This is a genomic window from Helicobacter cetorum MIT 00-7128, assembly GCF_000259255.1.
Taxonomy (GTDB): Bacteria; Campylobacterota; Campylobacteria; order Campylobacterales; family Helicobacteraceae; genus Helicobacter; species Helicobacter cetorum_B.
The window spans coordinates 1,722,760-1,742,677 of the sequence record NC_017737.1; the positions used below are offsets into that span (position 1 = coordinate 1,722,760).

A 19,918-nucleotide genomic window follows, 5' to 3' on the forward strand; every position below is an offset into this window, starting at 1 on the left:
TGTATTATACTCTAGCTTTTAAAAATAAAATAAAGGATAGTTATTGCACACCTTAATAGAGCGATTAGAAAAGGTTAATAACAGCAAAGAGTTAGAAGAAGTGCGTTTGAATGCCCTTGGAAAAAAAGGTGTCTTTGCACTTAAATTTGCTGAACTTAAGAATTTAAATGGCGCAGAAAAAAACGCCTTTGCTAAAGAAATACACCATTATAAACAAGCGTTTGAAGAAGCGTTTGAGTTGAAAAAAAAGACCATTATGGAGCTTGAGCTAGAAGAATGCTTAAAAAAAGAAAAAATTGATGTGAGTTTGTTTAACGCTCAAAAAACAAGCTCTTCTCACCCCCTAAACTACACCAAAAATAAAATCATTGAATTTTTTACCCCCTTAGGATACAAGCTTGAAATCGGCTCTTTAGTGGAAGATGATTTTCATAATTTTAGCGCTTTAAATTTGCCCCCTTATCATCCTGCAAGAGATATGCAAGACACTTTCTATTTTAAGGATAACAAACTTTTAAGGACACACACTTCACCTGTCCAAATCCATACCATGCAAAATCAAACCCCCCCTATTAAGATGATTTGCTTAGGTGAGACCTTTAGGCGAGATTATGACTTAACCCATACGCCCATGTTTCATCAGATTGAAGGGCTTGTGGTAGATAAAAAAGGAAGTATCCATTTCACGCACTTAAAAGGCGTGATAGAAGATTTTTTGCATTACTTTTTTGGCAATGTGAAATTAAGATGGCGTTCGAGCTTTTTCCCTTTTACTGAACCTAGTGCTGAAGTGGATATTAGCTGTGTATTTTGTAAGCAAGAAGGCTGTAGGGTTTGCTCTCATACTGGCTGGTTAGAAGTTTTAGGCTGTGGCATGGTAAATAATGCCGTCTTTGATGCGGTAGGTTATGAAAATGTGAGCGGATTTGCCTTTGGCATGGGCATTGAGAGATTAGCAATGCTTACTTGTCAAATCAATGATTTACGCAGTTTCTTTGAAACTGATTTAAGAGTATTGGAGAGCTTTTAATGAAACTAAGCACTTATGATTTGAATGTTTTTGTAGATGTGCCTAAAGATGTATCTAAGCTCTGTGAAAATTTGAGTTGCTTAGGCTTAGAAGTAGAGAGTTGCACCCCTTACATCACCCCTAAGAATGTGGTTGTAGGTAAAGTGCTAGAAAAAATGCCCCACCAAAATGCTGAGAAGCTGAGTGTGTGTCAAGTAGATGTGGGTAAGGAAGTTTTACAAATCGTGTGTGGGGCTAAAAATGTCAAAGAAAATCAATTCGTGCCAGTCGCTCTCAATGGAGCGACAATAGGCTCAACTACTATTGCTAAAACCAAACTTAGGGGGGTGGAGAGCTATGGCATGATTTGTTCTAGCACAGAACTTGGCTTTCCTAAAATTAATGAAGGCATATTAGAATTAGATGAAAGTATTGGAGAGTTAGTTCTAGGTAAGGAATTGTGCGAATACGCCCCATTCAACACGCATGTTTTAGAAATCTCATTAACCCCAAATCGTGGGGATTGCTTGAGTGTTTTAGGCGTTGCTAGAGAAATCAGTGCGTTTTATCAATCGCCCCTAAAACCTATCAAGGCATTAGTTTTTACTAAAAAAAGCGATTTAATCACACTCAATACTGATGAGAGTATTCAATCGCATTTAGCTTATTATTTGATTAAAAACCATTCTTTAAACACCCCTTTAAATATCAAACTTGCACTAGCTCATAACAATGCGTTGAGTGAGAATGCTTTAAAAAATTTCATAGAGTATGGCACGCATTTTAGTGGGGTATTAATGAATGCTTATAGCGTAAATTTATCCCCTATTAATCTAAGCGTAAAAAGTGATGAAAATAACCTTGAAAGCGTTTATATTAGTAATAAAAAGCTCTCCACTATCGCTATAGAACATACCCAAGAATATTTAAGCGAGTATCTACTCTTAGAAGCAAGTTATACAGAGCCTGCAAACTTATCCTTAAAACTACATGCCCTAAAAGATAAAACACTTAAAAAAGACAACGCCCTTGTGTATAGAAGCACTAGGGGAAGCAACCCTAACTTACTAGAAGGTTTAGATTTTTTAAGCACTCATTTAAAGGCTGATGTTTTAGAAGTTAAACAAACCAAACATTCTTTGAAAGATTGCACACTCACTATAAAGCTTGAAGAAATTACAGAGATTTTAGGACTTGCCCTAGAAAGAGAAAAAGTTCAAAGCATTTTAAAAAGTTTAGGCTTTGAAGTTGAGATAAAAGAGCAAAATTTAGAAATTATAGTGCCAAATTTTAGACATGATATTAAGAACATTCAAGATATTGCTGAAGAAGTCTTACGCTTTGTAGGCATTGATAATTTAGTCTCCAAGCCCCTTAATTGTGTCAATAAAGAAAATGCAAACCCACATTATCACACACACCGCTTTTTTGAGAACCTTAAACACAAGGCTCTTGCTTGCGATTTTAAAGAAGTCATTCATTATGTGTTTTATTCCAAAGAAGAACAACAAAAGCTAGGTTTTGAAGTTTTAGAAGACTCACTAGAGTTACAAAACCCTATCACAACGGAGTTAAACTCGCTTAGAACCAGCCTTGTTTGTGGTCTTTTAGATGCGAGTTTGAGAAACAAAAATTTAGGGTTTAAAAGCATAGCGTTTTATGAAAAAGGAAGCGTGTATAACTCTAAAAGAGAAGAAACTCAAAAGCTAGGCTTTTTAGTGAGTGGCTTAAGAGTATTAGAAAGCTATCCTTATGCTAAGGGCAAGGCGTGGGATTTTTACTCTTTTGCTGAATGTATTTCAAAAATTATAGGGGATTTTAGTTTAGAAAAGTTAGACACTCAAATGCCCATCAATCACCCCTACCAAAGCGCTAAAATCATTCAAAATAACGAAGTCATAGGCACAATTGCAAAAGTCCATCCTAAAGTTATCCAAGAACTAGATTTATTTGAAAGCTATTATGCTGAAATTGATGCAACTAAACTCAAGCATCCTAGTATGCTATTACAACCCTTTAGCATTTATCCTAGTAGCACAAGAGATTTGACCCTTTTAATAGACAAAGACATTGCTTTTAGCACTCTGTTAAAAGCTTTAGAAGATGCTAAAATTCCTAACTTACACGAAATTCTAGCCCTTGATGTTTTTAAAGAAAACGATAATACTATCGCTTTAAGCATACGCCTTGTTATTAGCTCTTTAGAAAAAACCTTAAATGATGAAGAAGTTAATTCTGTCATTCAAAAAGCCCTTGAAATTTTAGAGAAAAAATTCAATGCCCGCCTTAAAGGATAATTTTTGATAGATTTAGAGCTTGATATTAATGCTAGTGATAAATCGCTCTCGCACAGAGCGGTAATTTTTAGCCTACTAGCTCAAAAACCTTGCATAGTGCGCAATTTTTTAATGGGGAAAGATTGTTTAAGCTCACTAGAAATCGCTCAAAACTTAGGGGCTAAAATAGATTATATTACACAAAATTCTTTTAAAATCACACCCCCACTTACCTTAAAAGAGCCTAACAAGATTTTAAATTGCAACAACTCTGGCACAAGCATGCGTTTATATGCAGGGCTTTTGAGCGCTCAAAAAGGGTTTTTTGTCTTAAGTGGGGATAGCTCATTAAACTCACGCCCCATGAAAAGAATCATTGAGCCTTTGAATGCTTGTGGGGCAAAAATTTTAGCAAGAGAGAATAATCATTTGGCTCCGTTAGTTATCTTAGGAACCCACTTAAAAGCTTTTGATTATGAAAGCCCTATCGCTTCTGCTCAAGTAAAAAGCGCTTTAATTCTAGGTGCTTTACAAGCACAAGGTATAAGCACTTATAAAGAAAATGAGCTTAGTCGTAACCACACAGAAATCATGCTCAAAAGTTTGGGAGCTAACATTCAAAATAAGCAAGGTGTTTTAAAAATAACGCCTTTAGAAAAACCCCTAGATTCTTTTGATTTTAGTATTGCTAATGACCCATCAAGCGCATTCTTTTTCGCTCTAGCTTGCGTTATTGTGCCAAATAGCCGCATTCTTTTAAAAAATGTCTTACTCAATCCCACTCGCATAGAAGCTTTTGAAGTCTTAAAAAAAATGGGCGCTAAGATAGAGTATTTGATAAAATCCAAAGATTTAGAAATCATAGGCGATATTTATGTAGAGCATGCCCTTTTAAACGCTGTTACTATAGATAAAAATATCGCAAGCCTTATTGATGAAATCCCCGCCCTAAGTATTGCCATGCTTTTTGCAAAAGGTAAGAGTAAAATCAAAAATGCTAAGGATTTACGAGCTAAAGAAAGCGATAGAATTAATGCCATTATTTCTAATCTCAAGGCTTTAAATTTGGAATGCGAAGAATTTGAAGATGGGTTTTGCATAGAAGGTTTAGAAAATGCAGAAAATTTAAAGCAACACTTTTCTAAGATTAAACCCCCTATGATTAAGAGCTTTAATGACCATAGAATTGCGATGAGTTTTGCTATTCTAGGCTTAGTGCTACCCTTAGAAATTGACAATTTAAAATGCGTTTCAATTTCTTTCCCTAAATTCCATACAATACTTAAGCAACTCAAAGAAGGAAAATAACATGGAAATTAAAATGGCTAAGGATTATGGCTTTTGCTTTGGGGTAAAAAGAGCTATACAAATTGCTGAAAAAAATGAAAACAGCTTGATTTTTGGCTCGCTCATTCATAACGCTAAAGAAATCAATCGTTTAGAAAAAAACTTCAATGTGAAAATTGAAGAAGACCCTAAAAAAATCTCTAAAGACAAGAGCGTGATTATAAGAACTCATGGCATTCCTAAACAAGATTTAGAATATTTGAAAAGTAAAGGGATAAAAATCACTGATGCAACTTGTCCGTATGTGATTAAACCCCAACAAATTGTAGAATCTATGAGTAAAGAAGGCTATCAAATCGTGCTTTTTGGAGATATTAACCACCCTGAAGTAAAAGGTGTAATTAGCTATTCTACAAGCGAAACCTTAGCTATCAATTCCTTAGAAGAATTACAAGAAAAAAAGTTACAAAAAAAAGTGGCTTTAGTCTCTCAAACCACCAAACAAACCCCAAAACTCTTACAAATCGCTTCCTATCTCATTGAGAGATGCCCTGAAGTGCGTATTTTTAATACGATTTGTAACGCTACTTCACACAACCAAAAAGCCGCTTTAGATTTGAGTAAAGAAGTGGATATTATGATAGTCGTAGGTGGGAAGACTTCTTCAAACACCAAACAACTCTTAAATATTGCTAAACAGCATTGTAAAGATAGTTACTTGGTAGAAGATGAAAATGAGTTAGAAATTGAATGGTTTAAAGGCAAAAAATTGTGCGGAATTACAGCTGGAGCCTCCACACCTGATTGGATTATAGAAAAAGTTAAGCAAAAAATTAGTGCATTTTAAGGAATTTTTGACATTTTTTCTTAAAAAGTGCGCTAAATTTTGATTTTTAAACGATTTTGTAAGCCAAAAAAAGATAGAATACTACTAAGTAGTTTTATTTTATTATAAGGTAGCTAATGAGCAAAGTAGATAATCAAGTCATTTCTGACGAGGATGAAGATTTCGTAACACTTTTTGAAAAACAAGAAGAGGCGTTAGAGAATGGCACAATTAAAGAAGGGCTAATCGTTTCAATCAATGAAAATGATGGCTATGCAATGGTAAGTGTTGGCGGTAAGACAGAGGGTCGTTTGCCCTTAAACGAGATTACCGATGAACATGGCAAGTTAAAGTATCATAAAAATGATTCTATTGTAGTGCATGTTTCTGAAAGAGGTGAACGCCCTAATGTGTCTCACAAAAAAGCTATTACCCAACAAAAAGTTATATCTAAAATCCAAGAATTGGGCGATGGATACAAAGATGTGATTATTGAGGGCAAGATTGTAGCCAAAAATAAAGGTGGCTATATTGTGGAATCAGAGGGAGTAGAATACTTCTTATCTCGTGCGCTCTCTTCTTTAAGACATGATGCTAATCATATAGGCAAACGCATTAAGGCTTGCATTACTCGTGTAGATAAAGAAAATCACTCTATCGCACTTTCTCGCAAACGCTTTTTTGAAATTAATGATAAGCGCCAACTTGAAATTTCTAAAAAACTATTGGAAAGTCAAGAGCCGATTTTGGGCATAGTAAGACAGATTACAAGCTTTGGTATTTTTGTAGAAGTGGAGGGTATTGAGGGATTAGTGCATTATTCTGAAATCAGCCACAAAGGTCCCGTAAACCCTGAAAAGTATTATAAAGAGGGCGATGAAGTTTATGTCAAAGCTATTGCTTATGACGAAGAAAAAAGACGCCTCTCTCTTTCAATCAAAGCCACTACCGAAGACCCATGGGAAGAAATCCAAGATAAACTCAAGCCCGGCTATGCCATTAAGGTTGTGGTAAGCAACATTGAAGATTATGGCGCTTTTGTAGATATTGGTAATGATATTGAGGGCTTTTTACATGTTTCTGAAATTTCTTGGGATAAGAATGTTAAGCACCCTAACAAATACCTAAGCGTAGGACAAGAAATTGATGTAAAAATCATTGAAATTGACTCTAAAAATCGCCGCTTAAGAGTGTCTTTAAAACAACTCACTAACAGACCTTTTGATGATTTTGAGGCTAAGTATCAAGTAGGCGATGTCTTAGAGGGTAAAGTTGCTACTTTAACTGATTTTGGAGCTTTCTTGGATTTAGGTGGTGTAGATGGCTTATTGCATAACCATGATGCTTTTTGGGATAAAGACAAAAAGTGCAAAGACCACTATAATGTTGGCGATGTGCTTAAAGTAAAAATTCTTAAAATCAATAAAAAAGACAAGAAAATCTCTTTAAGCTCTAAACATTTGATGCCTTCACCCACTGAAGAATTCGCCCAAAAGCACAAAATAGACGACATCATTAAGGGCAAAGTGGTTAGCATTAAAGATTTTGGTGTGTTTGTCCATGCTGATGGTATTGATATACTTATCAAGAATGAAGACTTAAGCCCTTTGAAAAAAGAAGAAGTTCAAATGGGCGAAGAAATCACAAGCGTGATTGTTGCCATTGAAAAATCCAACAATAAAGTGCGTGCTTCTGTGCATCGTTTGGAGCGTAAAAAAGAAAAAGAAGAATTGCAAGCCTTTAATGCAAGCGATGACAAGATGACCTTGGGTGATATTCTTAAAGAAAAACTTTAAGAGTATTAAAAGAGCATGAGATTTAAAACAACTCTTGTTCTTATCTCTCTAGCCATTGCTCTTGGCTCCTTAGCCTATTTATTTTTGCATCTTAATAAAGAGATTCCTCCAACCTCTCCAATCAGTCAAGCAAAAAAGCCAAGAGAACCCAAAATTATAAAGACAATTGATGATATTCTTTTAGAAGACCCTGATTTTGATGACGATAAATCATCTAATGACACACTTTCAAAATCCCCCACAAATTATCCTGTTGTAGAACGCCACTTTGAAGTCTCTTTTGATAAACATGCGTTTCAAAGCTCTAAACTGCTTGTTAAAGATTTAGAAGAATACCAATTTTTATGTTTAAAAGAAATCTTAAAGCAAGAAAAGATTGAATTTGCCTACGATAACACTCCCAAACAATCCAACATGATAATTTATTTAGATGATTCTAAACGAGAACGCCTTTTAGAAGACTTGAAATATTACAAAATACGCTATCATGCCATTCCATAAAATCTTAAAGGAATTTTTATGTATCAAGTAGCCATTTGCGACCCAATTCACACTAAGGGCATTGAGCTTTTAGAAGCTCAAAAAGATATTATCTTGCATGATTATTCTGCATGCCCTAAAACAGAGCTTTTAGAAAAGCTTATCCCTATGGATGCCCTTATTACTCGTAGTATGACCCCTATTACAAGCGATTTTTTAAGTCCTTTAACTAATTTAAAATCCATTGTAAGAGCGGGTGTGGGCGTGGATAATATTGATTTGGAAAGCTGTTCTCAAAAAGGTATTGTGGTCATGAATATTCCTACCGCTAACACCATTGCTGCAGTAGAATTGACTATGGCGCATATCATTAATGCAGTGCGAACATTTCCTGGCGCTAATGAACAAATCAAACACCAGAGATTGTGGAAACGAGAAGATTGGTATGGCACAGAATTAAAAGGTAAAAAACTAGGCATTATTGGCTTTGGAAATATTGGCTCAAGGGTGGGCATTAGAGCCAAAGCTTTTGAAATGGAAGTTCTAGCCTATGACCCTTATATCCCTTCTTCAAAAGCCACTGACTTGGGGGCGATTTATACGAAAAATTTTGAAGATATTTTACAATGCGATATTATCACTATCCATACCCCTAAAAATGAAGAAACCATTAACATAATAGGCACTAAAGAAATTGAACGCATGAAAAAAGGGGTTATCTTAATCAATTGCGCTAGGGGTGGGCTTTATAACGAAGACGCCCTTTATGAAGCCCTAGAGACCAAAAAAGTGCGTTGGCTTGGTATTGATGTCTTTTCTAAAGAACCTGGCATTCATAACAAGCTCTTAGACTTACCTAATGTCTATGCAACCCCTCATATTGGTGCTAACACCTTAGAATCTCAAGAAGAAATTTCTAAACAAGCCGCACAAGGGGTTATGGAGTCTTTAAGGGGTTCAAGCCACCCGCATGCTCTCAATTTGCCTATGCAAGTTTTTGAACCTAGCATGAAAGCTTACTTAAATTTAGCTCAAAAATTAGGCTATTTTGCTAGTCAAATCCATAAGGGTGTTTGCCATAAGATTGAGTTTAATCTTTGTGGAGAGATTAGCAAGCACGAAGATGCCCTTGTAGCCTTTATGCTCGTAGGTGTGTTAAAACCTATTGTAGGGGATAAAATCAATTATATTAACGCCCCCTTTGTGGCAAAAGAAAGGGGTATTGAAATCCAAGTTACTCTCAAAGAAAGTGCATCACCTTATAAAAACATGCTCTCTTTAACTTTAAATGCAACCAATGGCACAATGAGTGTGAGTGGCACCGTGTTTGAAGAAGATATTTTAAAACTCACTAATATTAATGGTTTTGATATTGATATAGAACCAAAGGGTAAAATGCTTTTATTTAGAAACACGGACATTCCAGGTGTTATTGGAAATGTGGGGAATGCGTTTGCTAGGCATAGTATCAATATCGCTGATTTTCGTTTGGGGCGTAACGCACAAAAAGAAGCCCTAGCACTTATTATTGTAGATGAAGAAGTTTCTTTGGAAGTTTTAGAAGAGCTTAAAAATATTCCTGCATGCTTAAGCGTTCATCATGTTATCATCTAAGGTTATTTGAGAATGCGAGATTTTTTAGAACTTTTAAAAGAGCATGATGAATTAGAAATCATTGATACCCCCCTTGATGTGGAACTAGAAATCGCTCATCTAGCCTACATAGAAGCTAAAAAACCTAATGGGGGAAAAGCCCTATTATTTAATCGCCCCATAAAAAAAGTCAAACACCAAACAAAAGTGTTTGAAATGCCTGTTTTAATGAATGCTTTTGGTTCGTTTAAACGCTTGGAGCTTTTATTAAAAACCCCTATAGAGAGTTTGCAACAACGCATGCAAGCTTTCTTACATTTTAATGCCCCTAAAAATTTTACTGAGAGTTTGAAGGCTTTAAAAGACTTATGGACTTTAAGACACATTTTTCCTAAAAAAACCACTCGCCCTAGAAATCTCATCATCAAGCAAGATGAAGAAGTCAACTTATTTGATTTGCCCATTTTAAAAACTTGGGAAAAAGATGGTGGGGCATTCATCACTATGGGACAAGTCTATACCCAAAGCCTAGATAATAAGAAAAAGAATGTAGGCATGTATCGCTTACAAGTCTATGACAAAAACCATTTAGGCTTACATTGGCAAATCCATAAAGACTCTCAACTCTTTTTCCACGAGTATGCTAAGGCTAAAGTAAAAATGCCTATAAGTATCGCAATTGGAGGAGATTTACTCTATACATGGTGTGCTACAGCCCCCTTACCCTATGGCATTTATGAGTTAATGCTCTATGGATTTATTAGAGAGAAAAAAGCACAAGTTATGCCGTGTTTGAGTAATGCTTTGAATGTGCCAAAAGATTGTGATATCGTTATAGAAGGGTTTGTGGATTGTGAAAAATTAGAGCTTGAAGGACCTTTTGGAGACCATACTGGTTATTATACCCCCATTGAGCCTTACCCCATCTTAGAAGTTAAAACCATTAGTTACAAAAAAGACGCCATTTACTTAGCCACCGTAGTGGGTAAGCCCCCCTTAGAAGACAAATACATGGGATATTTAACAGAACGCTTATTTTTGCCCCTGCTTAAAACAAACACCCCAAGTCTCATAGATTATTACATGCCAGAAAATGGAGCTTTTCATAATTTAATTTTAGCTCAAATAAACACACACTACAACGCCCATGCCAAACAAATCATGCATGCTTTTTGGGGTGTGGGGCAAATGAGTTTTGTCAAACATGCGGTTTTTGTGAATATTGATGCTCCAAATTTAAGAGACACTAACGCCATCATTGAATATATATTAAAAAATTTTTCTACCCAAAAGGTGCTAATCTCTCAGGGCGTGTGCGATGCACTAGATCATGCAAGCCCTGAATATGCTATGGGGGGCAAACTTGGTATTGATGCCACAACTAAAAGCGATACCCCCTATCCTACGCTTTTAAACGATGATTCATTATTAAGGCTTTTACAAGATAAAATGCCAAACATCATTCTTTTGAAACAATATTATACGCACACTAACAATCCCATTTGTGTAGTTAGCGTAGAAAAGAAAGACAAGAGTATCATTGAACTAAGTAAAAACTTGCTAGGTTTTGAAGAGTATTTACGCATTGTAGTATTTGTAGAGCATAGAAGCAATGATTTAAACAACCCCTACATGCTATTATGGCGTGTAACTAACAATATTGACGCACAGCGTGATATTCTCATCTCTAAGCATTGTTTTTTTATAGACGCTACTAATAAGGGTGTTATGGACAAGCATTTTAGAGAATGGCCTTTAGAAACTGATTGCTCCATAGAAGTCATAGAAAGTTTGAAAAATAAAGGGCTTTTAAAAGATTTTGAAAACTTAAATCAAAAATTTCATCTCACGCACTCTTTTAGCACGCATAAGGAAGAGTTATGTTAGATTATAAGCAAAGAATTGACACCCTAATTTCTACAATAGAAAAAGCTCGCATCGCTTATTCAAGACACCATGTCGTAAAAATAGTGGCTATTTCAAAAAACGCTTCCATAGAAGCCATTCAAAATTACTATGATTGCTCTCAAAGGGCTTTTGGAGAAAATAAAGTTCAAGATTTAAAAACTAAAATGCAAAGCTTAGAGCATTTACCCCTTGAATGGCACATGGTAGGCTCTTTACAAGAGAATAAAATTAACACCCTTTTGAGTTTAAAACCAGCCCTTTTACATTCTTTAGACTCTTTAAAACTTGCTTTAAGCATAGAAAAGCGTTGTGAAAAACTAGGCGTTACTTTAAACGCCCTTTTACAAGTTAATAGTGCGTATGAAGAAAGTAAAAGCGGAGTAATGCCAGAAGTTGTGCTTGAAACTTATGCTCAAATTAAAGAGTCTTGCAAGCATATCACATTAAAAGGGCTTATGTGTATGGGAGCTCATAGTGATGATGAAAAGAAAATTGAAAAATCCTTTGTTATTACTAAAAAACTTTTTGACAAACTAGAGAATGCAAGCATTCTTTCAATGGGCATGAGCAGTGATTTTGAATTAGCTATTGCTTGTGGGGCTAATCTTTTAAGGATTGGCTCTCATCTATTTAAATAAGGAATGGATATGAAAGTTATGATTAATGGCGAAACTAAAGAATTACCTAAAGATTGCAATGTCTCCCAAGCGCTTGAATTTTTGCAAATCAACCCAGAAATTCTTATGATTGCTTTAAATTGCATGGGTTTAAAAAGGGAGTTATGGGATAGCACCCTTTTAAAAGAAAATGACAAATTAGAATGCTTGCAATTTATGGGTGGTGGGTGATTTGAATAAAGAATATAAATTGCAAATTGGAGCTATCTTTATCTCTGATGCGCATTTTTTACCTAAAAGCTCTCATTTAATTGAGTTGCTTAAAAAACTTTTACAAACTAAACCCCCACAAATCTTTTTTATGGGTGATATTTTTCATGCGCTTGTGGGCTACTTGCCCTTAGATAGCGTTGAAAAAGAAATTATTGATTTAATCAATGCGTTAAGCAAAACTTCGCAAGTCTTTTATTTTGAAGGCAATCATGACTTTGGCATGCGTTTTATTCTTAATCCTAGTGTTATAGTTTTTAAACGCAAGCACCAACCCGCATTATTTCAATTCAATGACAAACGCTTTTTACTAGCCCATGGGGATTTGTTTATCACCAAAGCGTATGAATTTTATATCACACAGCTTACTTCCACTTGGGCGAGATTTTTTTTAAGTTTTCTAAACTTAATGAGCTTTAAAACCCTATACCCCCTTTTTAAAAAGCTCATCTATAAAAAGCCCATTCGCCATTGGGAGCTAGAGTCAGCCAAATTACAATCTTTTATTGAAAAACGCCTAAAAGCCTATCAAAACTATATCGCACAAAAAGGTCTTAAAGGAATTGATGGCATTATAGAGGGGCATTTTCATATTAAGCAAACAACCTCTTTGTGTCTTTCGCATAATAAATACACGCTTTTTTATTGCCCTTTGCCGTCTTTTTATAATCAACAAAGTATTTTTAAGGTATCATTAGACACTTTAGAACTATTTTAATCCTAAGGTATTTAAAGTTATGACAAACAAAGCATCAAGCGCTTTAAAATTAAGCGAAATAGAATTAGTAGATTTTCGCATTTATGGCATACAAAATAATATCCCCTATGAGGGTATTTATGGGATTAATGTTGCCAAAGTTCAAGAAATTATTCCCATGCCCACCATCTTTGAATACCCTACCGATTTGGACTATATTATTGGTGTATTTGATTTACGCTCTACAATTATTCCGCTTGTGGATTTATCCAAATGGATAGGAATCACTGCTGATTCAAGCAAAGATGAAGAAAAAACCGTTATTATCACTGAATTTAATAATGTCAAAATGGGCTTTTTAGTCCATTCAGCAAGGCGTATTAGACGCATTAGCTGGAAAGATGTAGAACCTGCAACTTTTAGCGCCTCAAATAATATTAATAAAGAAAAAATCACCGGTCTTACACGCATTGAAAACGACCAAACTTTGCTGATTTTAGACTTGGAGAGCATTTTAGATGATTTAGGGCTTAATGAGGTCTCAAAAGATGTTCCCGAGGAGTTTCCACAACAAAGTTTTGAAGGTGATGTTTTATTCTTAGATGATAGTAAAACCGCTAGAAAAACCCTAAAAAACCACTTAAGCAAATTAGGATTTAATATCACAGAGGCTGTAGATGGCGAAGATGGCTTGGCAAAACTAGAAAAACTATACGAGCAATATGGTAGCGAGCTAAGAAAACATTTGAAGTTTATCATCTCTGATGTAGAAATGCCCAAAATGGATGGCTACCACTTCTTGTTTAAAATTCAAGAAGATGCTCGCTTTGCCAATATTCCTGTAATTTTTAATTCTTCAATTTGTGATAATTACAGCGCTGAAAAAGCTAAGGAAATGGGAGCTAGTGTCTATTTAGTCAAATTTGATGCAGAAAAATTCTTAGAAGAAATTTCTAAAATTTTGGATAAGAATGTTTGAAACTACTCACAAACATTGTAAAATACTTTCACTTTATGAAAAAGGGGTTCTTTAATGGATGATTTACAAGAAATAATGGAAGACTTCTTAATTGAAGCCTTTGAAATGAATGAACAACTTGACCAAGACTTAGTAGAGTTGGAGCATAATCCTGAAGATTTGGATTTGCTCAATCGGATTTTTAGGGTAGCTCACACGATTAAAGGTTCTAGTTCTTTCTTGAATCTAAACACGCTCACACACCTTACCCACAACATGGAAGATGTCTTAAATCGTGCTAGAAAAGACGAACTCAAAATCACACCCGATATTATGGATGTGGTGTTGCGCTCAATTGATTTGATGAAAACCCTGCTTGTAACCATTCGTGATAGTGGCACGGACGCTAATAGTGGTAAAGAAAATGATATTGAAGAAGTCGTTAAGCAACTTCAAGCTATTACCAACCAAAGTGGTGAGGCTCTTACAGAAACACCACAAGAGCCTAAGAAAGAAGAAAGCGCTAAAGAAGAGTCTAAGACAGAAGAGAAAAGTCAAGCTAACCAAGACTCGCTTGATACTAGCAACCCACTAGCTGATGAGCCCGATTTAGATTATGCCAATATGAGTGCTGAAGAAGTTGAGGCTGAAATCGCACGCTTACTTAATAAACGACAAGAGGCCGATAAAGAGCGCAGAGCACAAAAGAAACAAGAAGAGGCACAAACAGAGGGCACTAAAGACGCTCAAACTCAAGCAACTCCAACACCAACTCAAGCTCCCACTCCAAAAGCCCCTACTCCTAAAGCAGAGACAAGCAAAGCTAAACCAAAAGCTGAAGAAAACAAGTCCCCCTCTATTGGCGTAGAACAAACCGTAAGAGTAGATGTGCGTAGGTTAGACCATTTGATGAATCTCATCGGCGAGCTTGTTTTAGGAAAGAACCGCTTGATTAGAATCTATAGTGATGTGGAAGAACGCTATGATGGCGAGAAGTTTTTAGAAGAACTCAATCAAGTTGTTTCATCTATCTCTGCAGTAACAACAGACTTGCAACTAGCTGTTATGAAAACTAGAATGCAACCGGTGGGTAAGGTATTTAACAAATTCCCTCGCATGGTAAGAGACTTAAGCCGAGAGCTAAACAAGAGCATTGAGCTTATTATTGAGGGTGAAGAAACCGAACTAGACAAATCTATTGTAGAAGAAATTGGCGACCCACTTATTCATATTATTCGTAACTCGTGCGACCATGGTGTTGAATCTCCAGAAGATAGAAAAATGCTAGGCAAGCCCGAAATGGGTCGTGTGGAATTGAGTGCTTATAATGAGGGTAATCATATCGTCATTAAAATTACTGATGATGGTAAAGGCTTAGACCCAGATGCTTTAAAGCAAAAAGCCATTGAAAAGGGCGTAATCAGCGAAAAAGAAGCTGATAGCATGAGCGATAAAGAAGCCTTTGGCTTAATCTTTAAACCCGGATTTTCTACCGCCAAGACCGTTTCTAATGTCTCTGGAAGAGGTGTTGGAATGGATGTGGTAAAAACTAATATTGAAAAGCTTAATGGTATTATTGAGTTAGAATCCGAAGTGGGCGTAGGCACTACTCAAAAGCTTAAAATCCCCCTTACTCTTGCCATTATTCAAGCCTTGCTTGTAGGCGTGCAAGAAGAATATTATGCTATCCCACTTTCTTCAGTTTTAGAAACCGTGCGTGTTAGTCAAGATGAAATTTACACCGTTGATGGCAAGAGCGTGTTGCGTTTAAGAGATGAAGTGCTTTCTTTAGTGCGTCTTTCAGATATTTTCAAAGTGGATGCAATTTTAGAATCAGGCTCTGATGTATATGTAGTTATTATAGGATTAGCCGACCAAAAAATTGGCGTGATTGTGGATTATCTAATTGGTCAAGAAGAAGTGGTCATCAAATCTCTAGGATACTATCTCAAAAATACTAGAGGCATTGCTGGGGCTACAGTAAGAGGCGATGGTAAAATTACTCTCATTGTAGATGTAGCTGCTATGATGGAAATGGCAAAGAGCGTGAAAGTTAATATTACTACCTTAATGAATGAATCAGAAAACGCTAAAGTAAAGAGCTCGCCAAGTGATTATGTGGTCTTAGCGATTGATGATAGTAGCACCGATAGAGCCATTATTCGCAAAAGTTTGAAACCACTAGGAATCACTCTTTTAGAGGCAACCAACGGATTAGAGGGACTAGAAATGCTTAAAAATAGCGATAAAACCCCCGATGCGATTTTGGTGGATATTGAAATGCCTAAAATGGATGGCTATACTTTTGCCTCTGAAGTGCGCAAATACAATAAGTTTAAAAGTCTCCCCCTAATTGCTGTAACAAGTCGGGTAACAAAAACTGATAGAATGCGAGGGGTTGAATCAGGAATGACTGAATACATTACCAAACCCTATAGCACTGAGTATTTAACCAGTGTGGTTAAGCGCAGTATTAAACTAGAAGGAGGCGAATAATGAGTAACCAGCTCAAAGATTTGTTTGAAAAACAAAAAGAAGGTAATGCAAGCACTAAGCAAGAGGATAATGAAGAAATTTTACAATTCATCGGTTTTATTATTGGCGATGAAGAATATGCTATCCCGATTTTAAATATTTTAGAAATTGTTAAGCCCATTGGCTATACACGAGTTCCTGAGACCCCTAATTATGTGCTTGGCGTATTTAATTTGCGTGGGAATGTTTTCCCCTTAATTAGCTTACGCCTAAAGTTTGGCTTGAGCGCTGAAAAACAAAACAAAGACACTCGCTATCTTGTAGTGCGTCATAACGACCAAATCGCTGGATTTTTTATTGACCGCTTGACTGAGGCAATCCGCATCAAGCAATCTGATATTGACCCTGTTCCAGAGACCTTGAGCGATAACAACAATTTAACTTATGGAATCGGAAAGCAAGATGATAGGCTTGTAACTATTCTCAATGTTGAAGAAATCTTAAAAAAAGATTTCTAAAATTATCAATATTTCCTAGATTTCTTAGCAAACCCTCTCAATCCTTTTTTTGGGGGGTTTGTTTAATTTTTCTATCACCCAAAATAAACATGTGTCTGTTGGGTTTAAAAGTGTATAACCCTAAATTCCCACCACTTAAACAAAATATAGAAAAATAATGTTAGCAAGCACTCTACTTGTCTGGCTCAAATTATTTTTTACAACCACTAACATTTTTGCCCTTGTTATAACTTTCATCAAATACAAATAGTATTTTTCTAAAAAATAGTTCAATTCTTTAATGCTAAACACCCTACCTTAACTCATCAATTGTTATCATTTCTGCAACAATTTTGATTATCAACAAACACTTCTCTTTCTGTTTAATTTTGACGCCTAAAATCTATCTAAATAAACCAACTCTCTTATCTTAACAACACCATGTAATTATTAGTGCTACTTAAATTAAAAAAATCATATCTTTTTATCTTCTCTTGTTTACTTTTTAATCCATTTAATAATTGCCATTTAACCCCCTATTTTCAGTGCTTTTCATCTATATGTCTATTTTCTTATGTTACTTTTTCGCTATTATCTTTTATAAAAAAGTGTTACTTTTTAAATAAAATTAATACTATTTCTGTTAAAATGCGTTTGCCCTTGAGGCTTTTATTTAATTCTAATCACAAGGAGAAAGGATGAAATTAACTCCCAAAGAGCAAGAAAAATTCTTGTTATATTATGCAGGTGAAATCGCCAGAAAGCGTAAGGCTGAAGGCTTGAAATTAAACCAGCCAGAAGCTATTGCCTATATTAGTGCACACATTATGGATGAAGCAAGGCGTGGTAAAAAAACGGTTGCGGATTTGATGCAAGAATGCATGCACTTTTTGAAAAAAGATGAAGTCATGGAAGGTGTGGGAAATATGGTTCCTGATTTAGGCGTTGAAGCATGTTTTCCTGATGGCACCAAGCTTGTAACGGTGAATTGGCCTATAGAGCCTGATAATCATAAAGCGGGTGAAATTAAATTTGGCAGTGATGAAGATATTGAAATCAACGCCCATAAACAAGCCACAGCCATTAAACTTAAGGTTAAGAATAATGGCACAAAATCTTTGCATGTGGGTAGCCATTTCCATTTCTTTGAAGCTAATAGAGCCTTAGAATTTGACAGAGAAAAAGCCTATGGCAAACGATTAGATATTCCAAGCGGAAATACGCTAAGAATTGGTTCTGGTGAGACTAAAGAAGTTACTTTAATTGATATTGGTGGGTCTAAGAAAATTATCGGTATGAATGGGCTTGTCAATAATATCGCTAACGAACGCCATAAGTCTAGCGCAATTGAAAACGCTAAAAAACACGGATTTTTAAAATAAGGAGTTTCCTATGAAAATGAAAAAACTTGATTATGTCAATACTTATGGGCCTACTAAGGGGGATAAAGTAAGACTCGGCGATACTGAGCTTTGGGCAGAAGTTGAGCATGACTATACAATCTATGGCGAAGAGTTAAAATTTGGTGCGGGCAAAACCATTAGAGAAGGCATGGGACAATCTAATAGCCATGATGAAAACACTTTGGATTTAGTGATTACAAACGCTTTGATTATTGACTACACCGGCATTTACAAAGCTGATATTGGGATTAAAAACGGCAAAATCCACGGCATTGGAAAAGCTGGGAATAAAGACATGCAAGATGGCGTTAGCCCTAATTTAGTCGTAGGTGTAGGCACAGAAGCTTTAGCGGGAGAAGGCATGATTATTACAGCTGGTGGGATTGATAGCCACACGCATTTCTTGAGTCCGCAACAATTTCCCACAGCCCTAGCTAATGGTGTAACCACAATGTTTGGTGGCGGAACAGGTCCAGTTGATGGCACAAACGCTACAACCATTACTCCGGGTGAGTGGAATATCCACAGAATGTTAAGAGCCGCTGAAGAATACGCTATGAATATAGGATTTTTAGGAAAAGGCAATTCTTCTAGCAAACAGCAATTAGTGGAGCAAATCCATGCAGGGGTTATTGGTTTTAAATTACACGAAGACTGGGGCACTACACCGAGCGCGATTGATACTTGCTTAAGTATTGCCGATGAGTATGATGTGCAAGTGTGCATCCATACAGACACCGTGAATGAAGCTGGGTATGTGAATGACACGCTCAATGCGATGAACGGACGCGCCATTCATGCATACCACATTGAAGGGGCAGGTGGAGGACATAGCCCAGATGTTATCACTATGGCTGGTGAGGAAAACATCTTACCAAGTTCAACTACCCCGACCATTCCTTATACCATAAATACGGTTGCAGAACACTTAGACATGCTAATGACCTGCCACCACTTGGATAAAAAAATTAGAGAGGATTTACAATTTTCACAAAGTCGTATCCGCCCAGGCTCTATTGCAGCTGAAGATGTCTTGCATGACAATGGCATGATTGCTATGACAAGTTCTGATTCTCAAGCTATGGGAAGAGCGGGGGAAGTCGTGCCTAGAACTTGGCAAACCGCCGATAAAAACAAAAAAGAGTTTGGTCCTTTAAAAGAAGACGCTAAAAATGGGAATGATAATTTCCGCATTAAACGCTATATTTCTAAATACACTATAAATCCTGCCATTACGCATGGCGTGAGTGAATACATCGGCTCTGTAGAAACAGGAAAAATCGCTGATTTAGTCGTGTGGAATCCAGCCTTTTTTGGTGTGAAGCCTAAAATCATCATTAAAGGTGGCTTGGTTGTATTCTCTGAAATGGGCGATAGCAACGCCTCTGTGCCAACCCCTCAACCTGTGTATTACAGAGAAATGTTTGGCCATCATGGAAAGGCTAAATTTGATACTAGCATTACTTTTGTCAATAAGCTTGCCTATGAAAATGGCATTAAAGAAAAGCTTGGCTTAGAAAGAAAAGTATTACCCATTAAAAATTGTCGCAATGTAACTAAGAAAGACTTTAAGTTTAATAACACAACAGGGAAACTCAGCGTAGACCCAGAGAGCTTTGAAGTCTTTTTGGATGGTAAGCTTTGTGTCTCTAAACCAGCGAGCGAACTACCCTTAGCCCAACGCTATACTTTCTTCTAAAAAAGATTTTTATAATGGAGAAGACTTAAAAAGTCTTCTCTACAATGAATTTAAATTCTACTTTCTAAATAATACTGATTAGAACAAGCGTTGATAGATAACTATCTTTTAGATTAGTTTTATATTC

Annotated in this window: 16 protein-coding genes; all 16 read left to right on the top strand. The window is 36.1% G+C overall.

Annotated elements, in window-relative coordinates; all coding sequences use genetic code 11:
* The first annotated feature begins 43 nt into the window (after nucleotides 1–43).
* The 16 genes from pheS (at nucleotide 44) to ureB (ending at nucleotide 19,791) form a co-directional block, all read left to right on the top strand.
* A complete protein-coding gene (gene pheS, locus HCW_RS07945) occupies nucleotides 44–1,030 on the top strand; it encodes a phenylalanine--tRNA ligase subunit alpha (protein WP_014661699.1) in 987 nt (328 codons plus the stop codon).
* On the top strand, nucleotides 1,030–3,306 hold the full coding sequence (pheT, locus tag HCW_RS07950) for a phenylalanine--tRNA ligase subunit beta (protein WP_014661700.1): 2,277 nt from the start codon (nucleotides 1,030–1,032) through the stop codon (nucleotides 3,304–3,306). The genes pheS and pheT overlap by 1 nt, the downstream gene beginning before the upstream one ends.
* Nucleotides 3,307–3,309: 3 nt before the next feature.
* The gene (aroA, locus tag HCW_RS07955) at nucleotides 3,310–4,593 is read left to right on the top strand and encodes a 3-phosphoshikimate 1-carboxyvinyltransferase (protein WP_014661701.1); all 1,284 of its coding nucleotides are present in this window, start codon (nucleotides 3,310–3,312) and stop codon (nucleotides 4,591–4,593) included.
* Between the two features lies 1 nt (nucleotide 4,594).
* Complete coding sequence (locus HCW_RS07960) at nucleotides 4,595–5,419, top strand: 4-hydroxy-3-methylbut-2-enyl diphosphate reductase (RefSeq protein WP_014661702.1); 825 nt, start codon at nucleotides 4,595–4,597, stop codon at nucleotides 5,417–5,419.
* A 116-nt stretch (nucleotides 5,420–5,535) separates the two neighbouring features.
* Nucleotides 5,536–7,194 (top strand): 30S ribosomal protein S1, encoded by a 1,659-nt coding sequence (locus tag HCW_RS07965; protein WP_014661703.1) that lies wholly within the window; start codon nucleotides 5,536–5,538, stop codon nucleotides 7,192–7,194.
* Nucleotides 7,195–7,209: 15 nt separating this feature from the next.
* The gene (locus HCW_RS07970; RefSeq protein WP_014661704.1) at nucleotides 7,210–7,695 is read left to right on the top strand and encodes a hypothetical protein; all 486 of its coding nucleotides are present in this window, start codon (nucleotides 7,210–7,212) and stop codon (nucleotides 7,693–7,695) included.
* Between the two features lie 18 nt (nucleotides 7,696–7,713).
* Entirely contained in the window at nucleotides 7,714–9,288 is a 1,575-nt protein-coding gene (serA, locus tag HCW_RS07975; protein WP_014661705.1) for a phosphoglycerate dehydrogenase, read from the top strand.
* Between the two features lie 12 nt (nucleotides 9,289–9,300).
* Nucleotides 9,301–11,154 (top strand): menaquinone biosynthesis decarboxylase, encoded by a 1,854-nt coding sequence (locus HCW_RS07980; RefSeq protein ID WP_014661706.1) that lies wholly within the window; start codon nucleotides 9,301–9,303, stop codon nucleotides 11,152–11,154.
* Nucleotides 11,148–11,813, top strand: coding sequence for a YggS family pyridoxal phosphate-dependent enzyme (locus HCW_RS07985; RefSeq protein ID WP_014661707.1), 666 nt, complete (start codon nucleotides 11,148–11,150; stop codon nucleotides 11,811–11,813). Before HCW_RS07980 ends, HCW_RS07985 begins: the two co-directional genes overlap by 7 nt.
* Before the next feature lie 9 nt (nucleotides 11,814–11,822).
* Nucleotides 11,823–12,023, top strand: coding sequence for a sulfur carrier protein ThiS (gene thiS / locus HCW_RS07990; RefSeq protein WP_014661708.1), 201 nt, complete (start codon nucleotides 11,823–11,825; stop codon nucleotides 12,021–12,023).
* Between the two features lies 1 nt (nucleotide 12,024).
* The gene (locus HCW_RS07995) at nucleotides 12,025–12,780 is read left to right on the top strand and encodes a UDP-2,3-diacylglucosamine diphosphatase (protein ID WP_043902690.1); all 756 of its coding nucleotides are present in this window, start codon (nucleotides 12,025–12,027) and stop codon (nucleotides 12,778–12,780) included.
* Nucleotides 12,781–12,799: 19 nt separating this feature from the next.
* Entirely contained in the window at nucleotides 12,800–13,738 is a 939-nt protein-coding gene (locus tag HCW_RS08000; protein WP_014661710.1) for a chemotaxis protein CheV, read from the top strand.
* Nucleotides 13,739–13,792: 54 nt separating this feature from the next.
* Nucleotides 13,793–16,213 (top strand): hybrid sensor histidine kinase/response regulator, encoded by a 2,421-nt coding sequence (locus HCW_RS08005; RefSeq protein WP_014661711.1) that lies wholly within the window; start codon nucleotides 13,793–13,795, stop codon nucleotides 16,211–16,213.
* Nucleotides 16,213–16,710 (top strand): chemotaxis protein CheW, encoded by a 498-nt coding sequence (locus tag HCW_RS08010; RefSeq protein ID WP_014661712.1) that lies wholly within the window; start codon nucleotides 16,213–16,215, stop codon nucleotides 16,708–16,710. Before HCW_RS08005 ends, HCW_RS08010 begins: the two co-directional genes overlap by 1 nt.
* Nucleotides 16,711–17,387: 677 nt before the next feature.
* Nucleotides 17,388–18,071 (top strand): urease subunit alpha, encoded by a 684-nt coding sequence (gene ureA / locus HCW_RS08015; protein ID WP_014661713.1) that lies wholly within the window; start codon nucleotides 17,388–17,390, stop codon nucleotides 18,069–18,071.
* Between the two features lie 16 nt (nucleotides 18,072–18,087).
* Nucleotides 18,088–19,791: an urease subunit beta gene (gene ureB / locus HCW_RS08020; protein ID WP_196794383.1), complete on the top strand. Its 1,704-nt coding sequence runs from the start codon at nucleotides 18,088–18,090 to the stop codon at nucleotides 19,789–19,791.
* Nucleotides 19,792–19,918 lie beyond the last annotated feature (127 nt).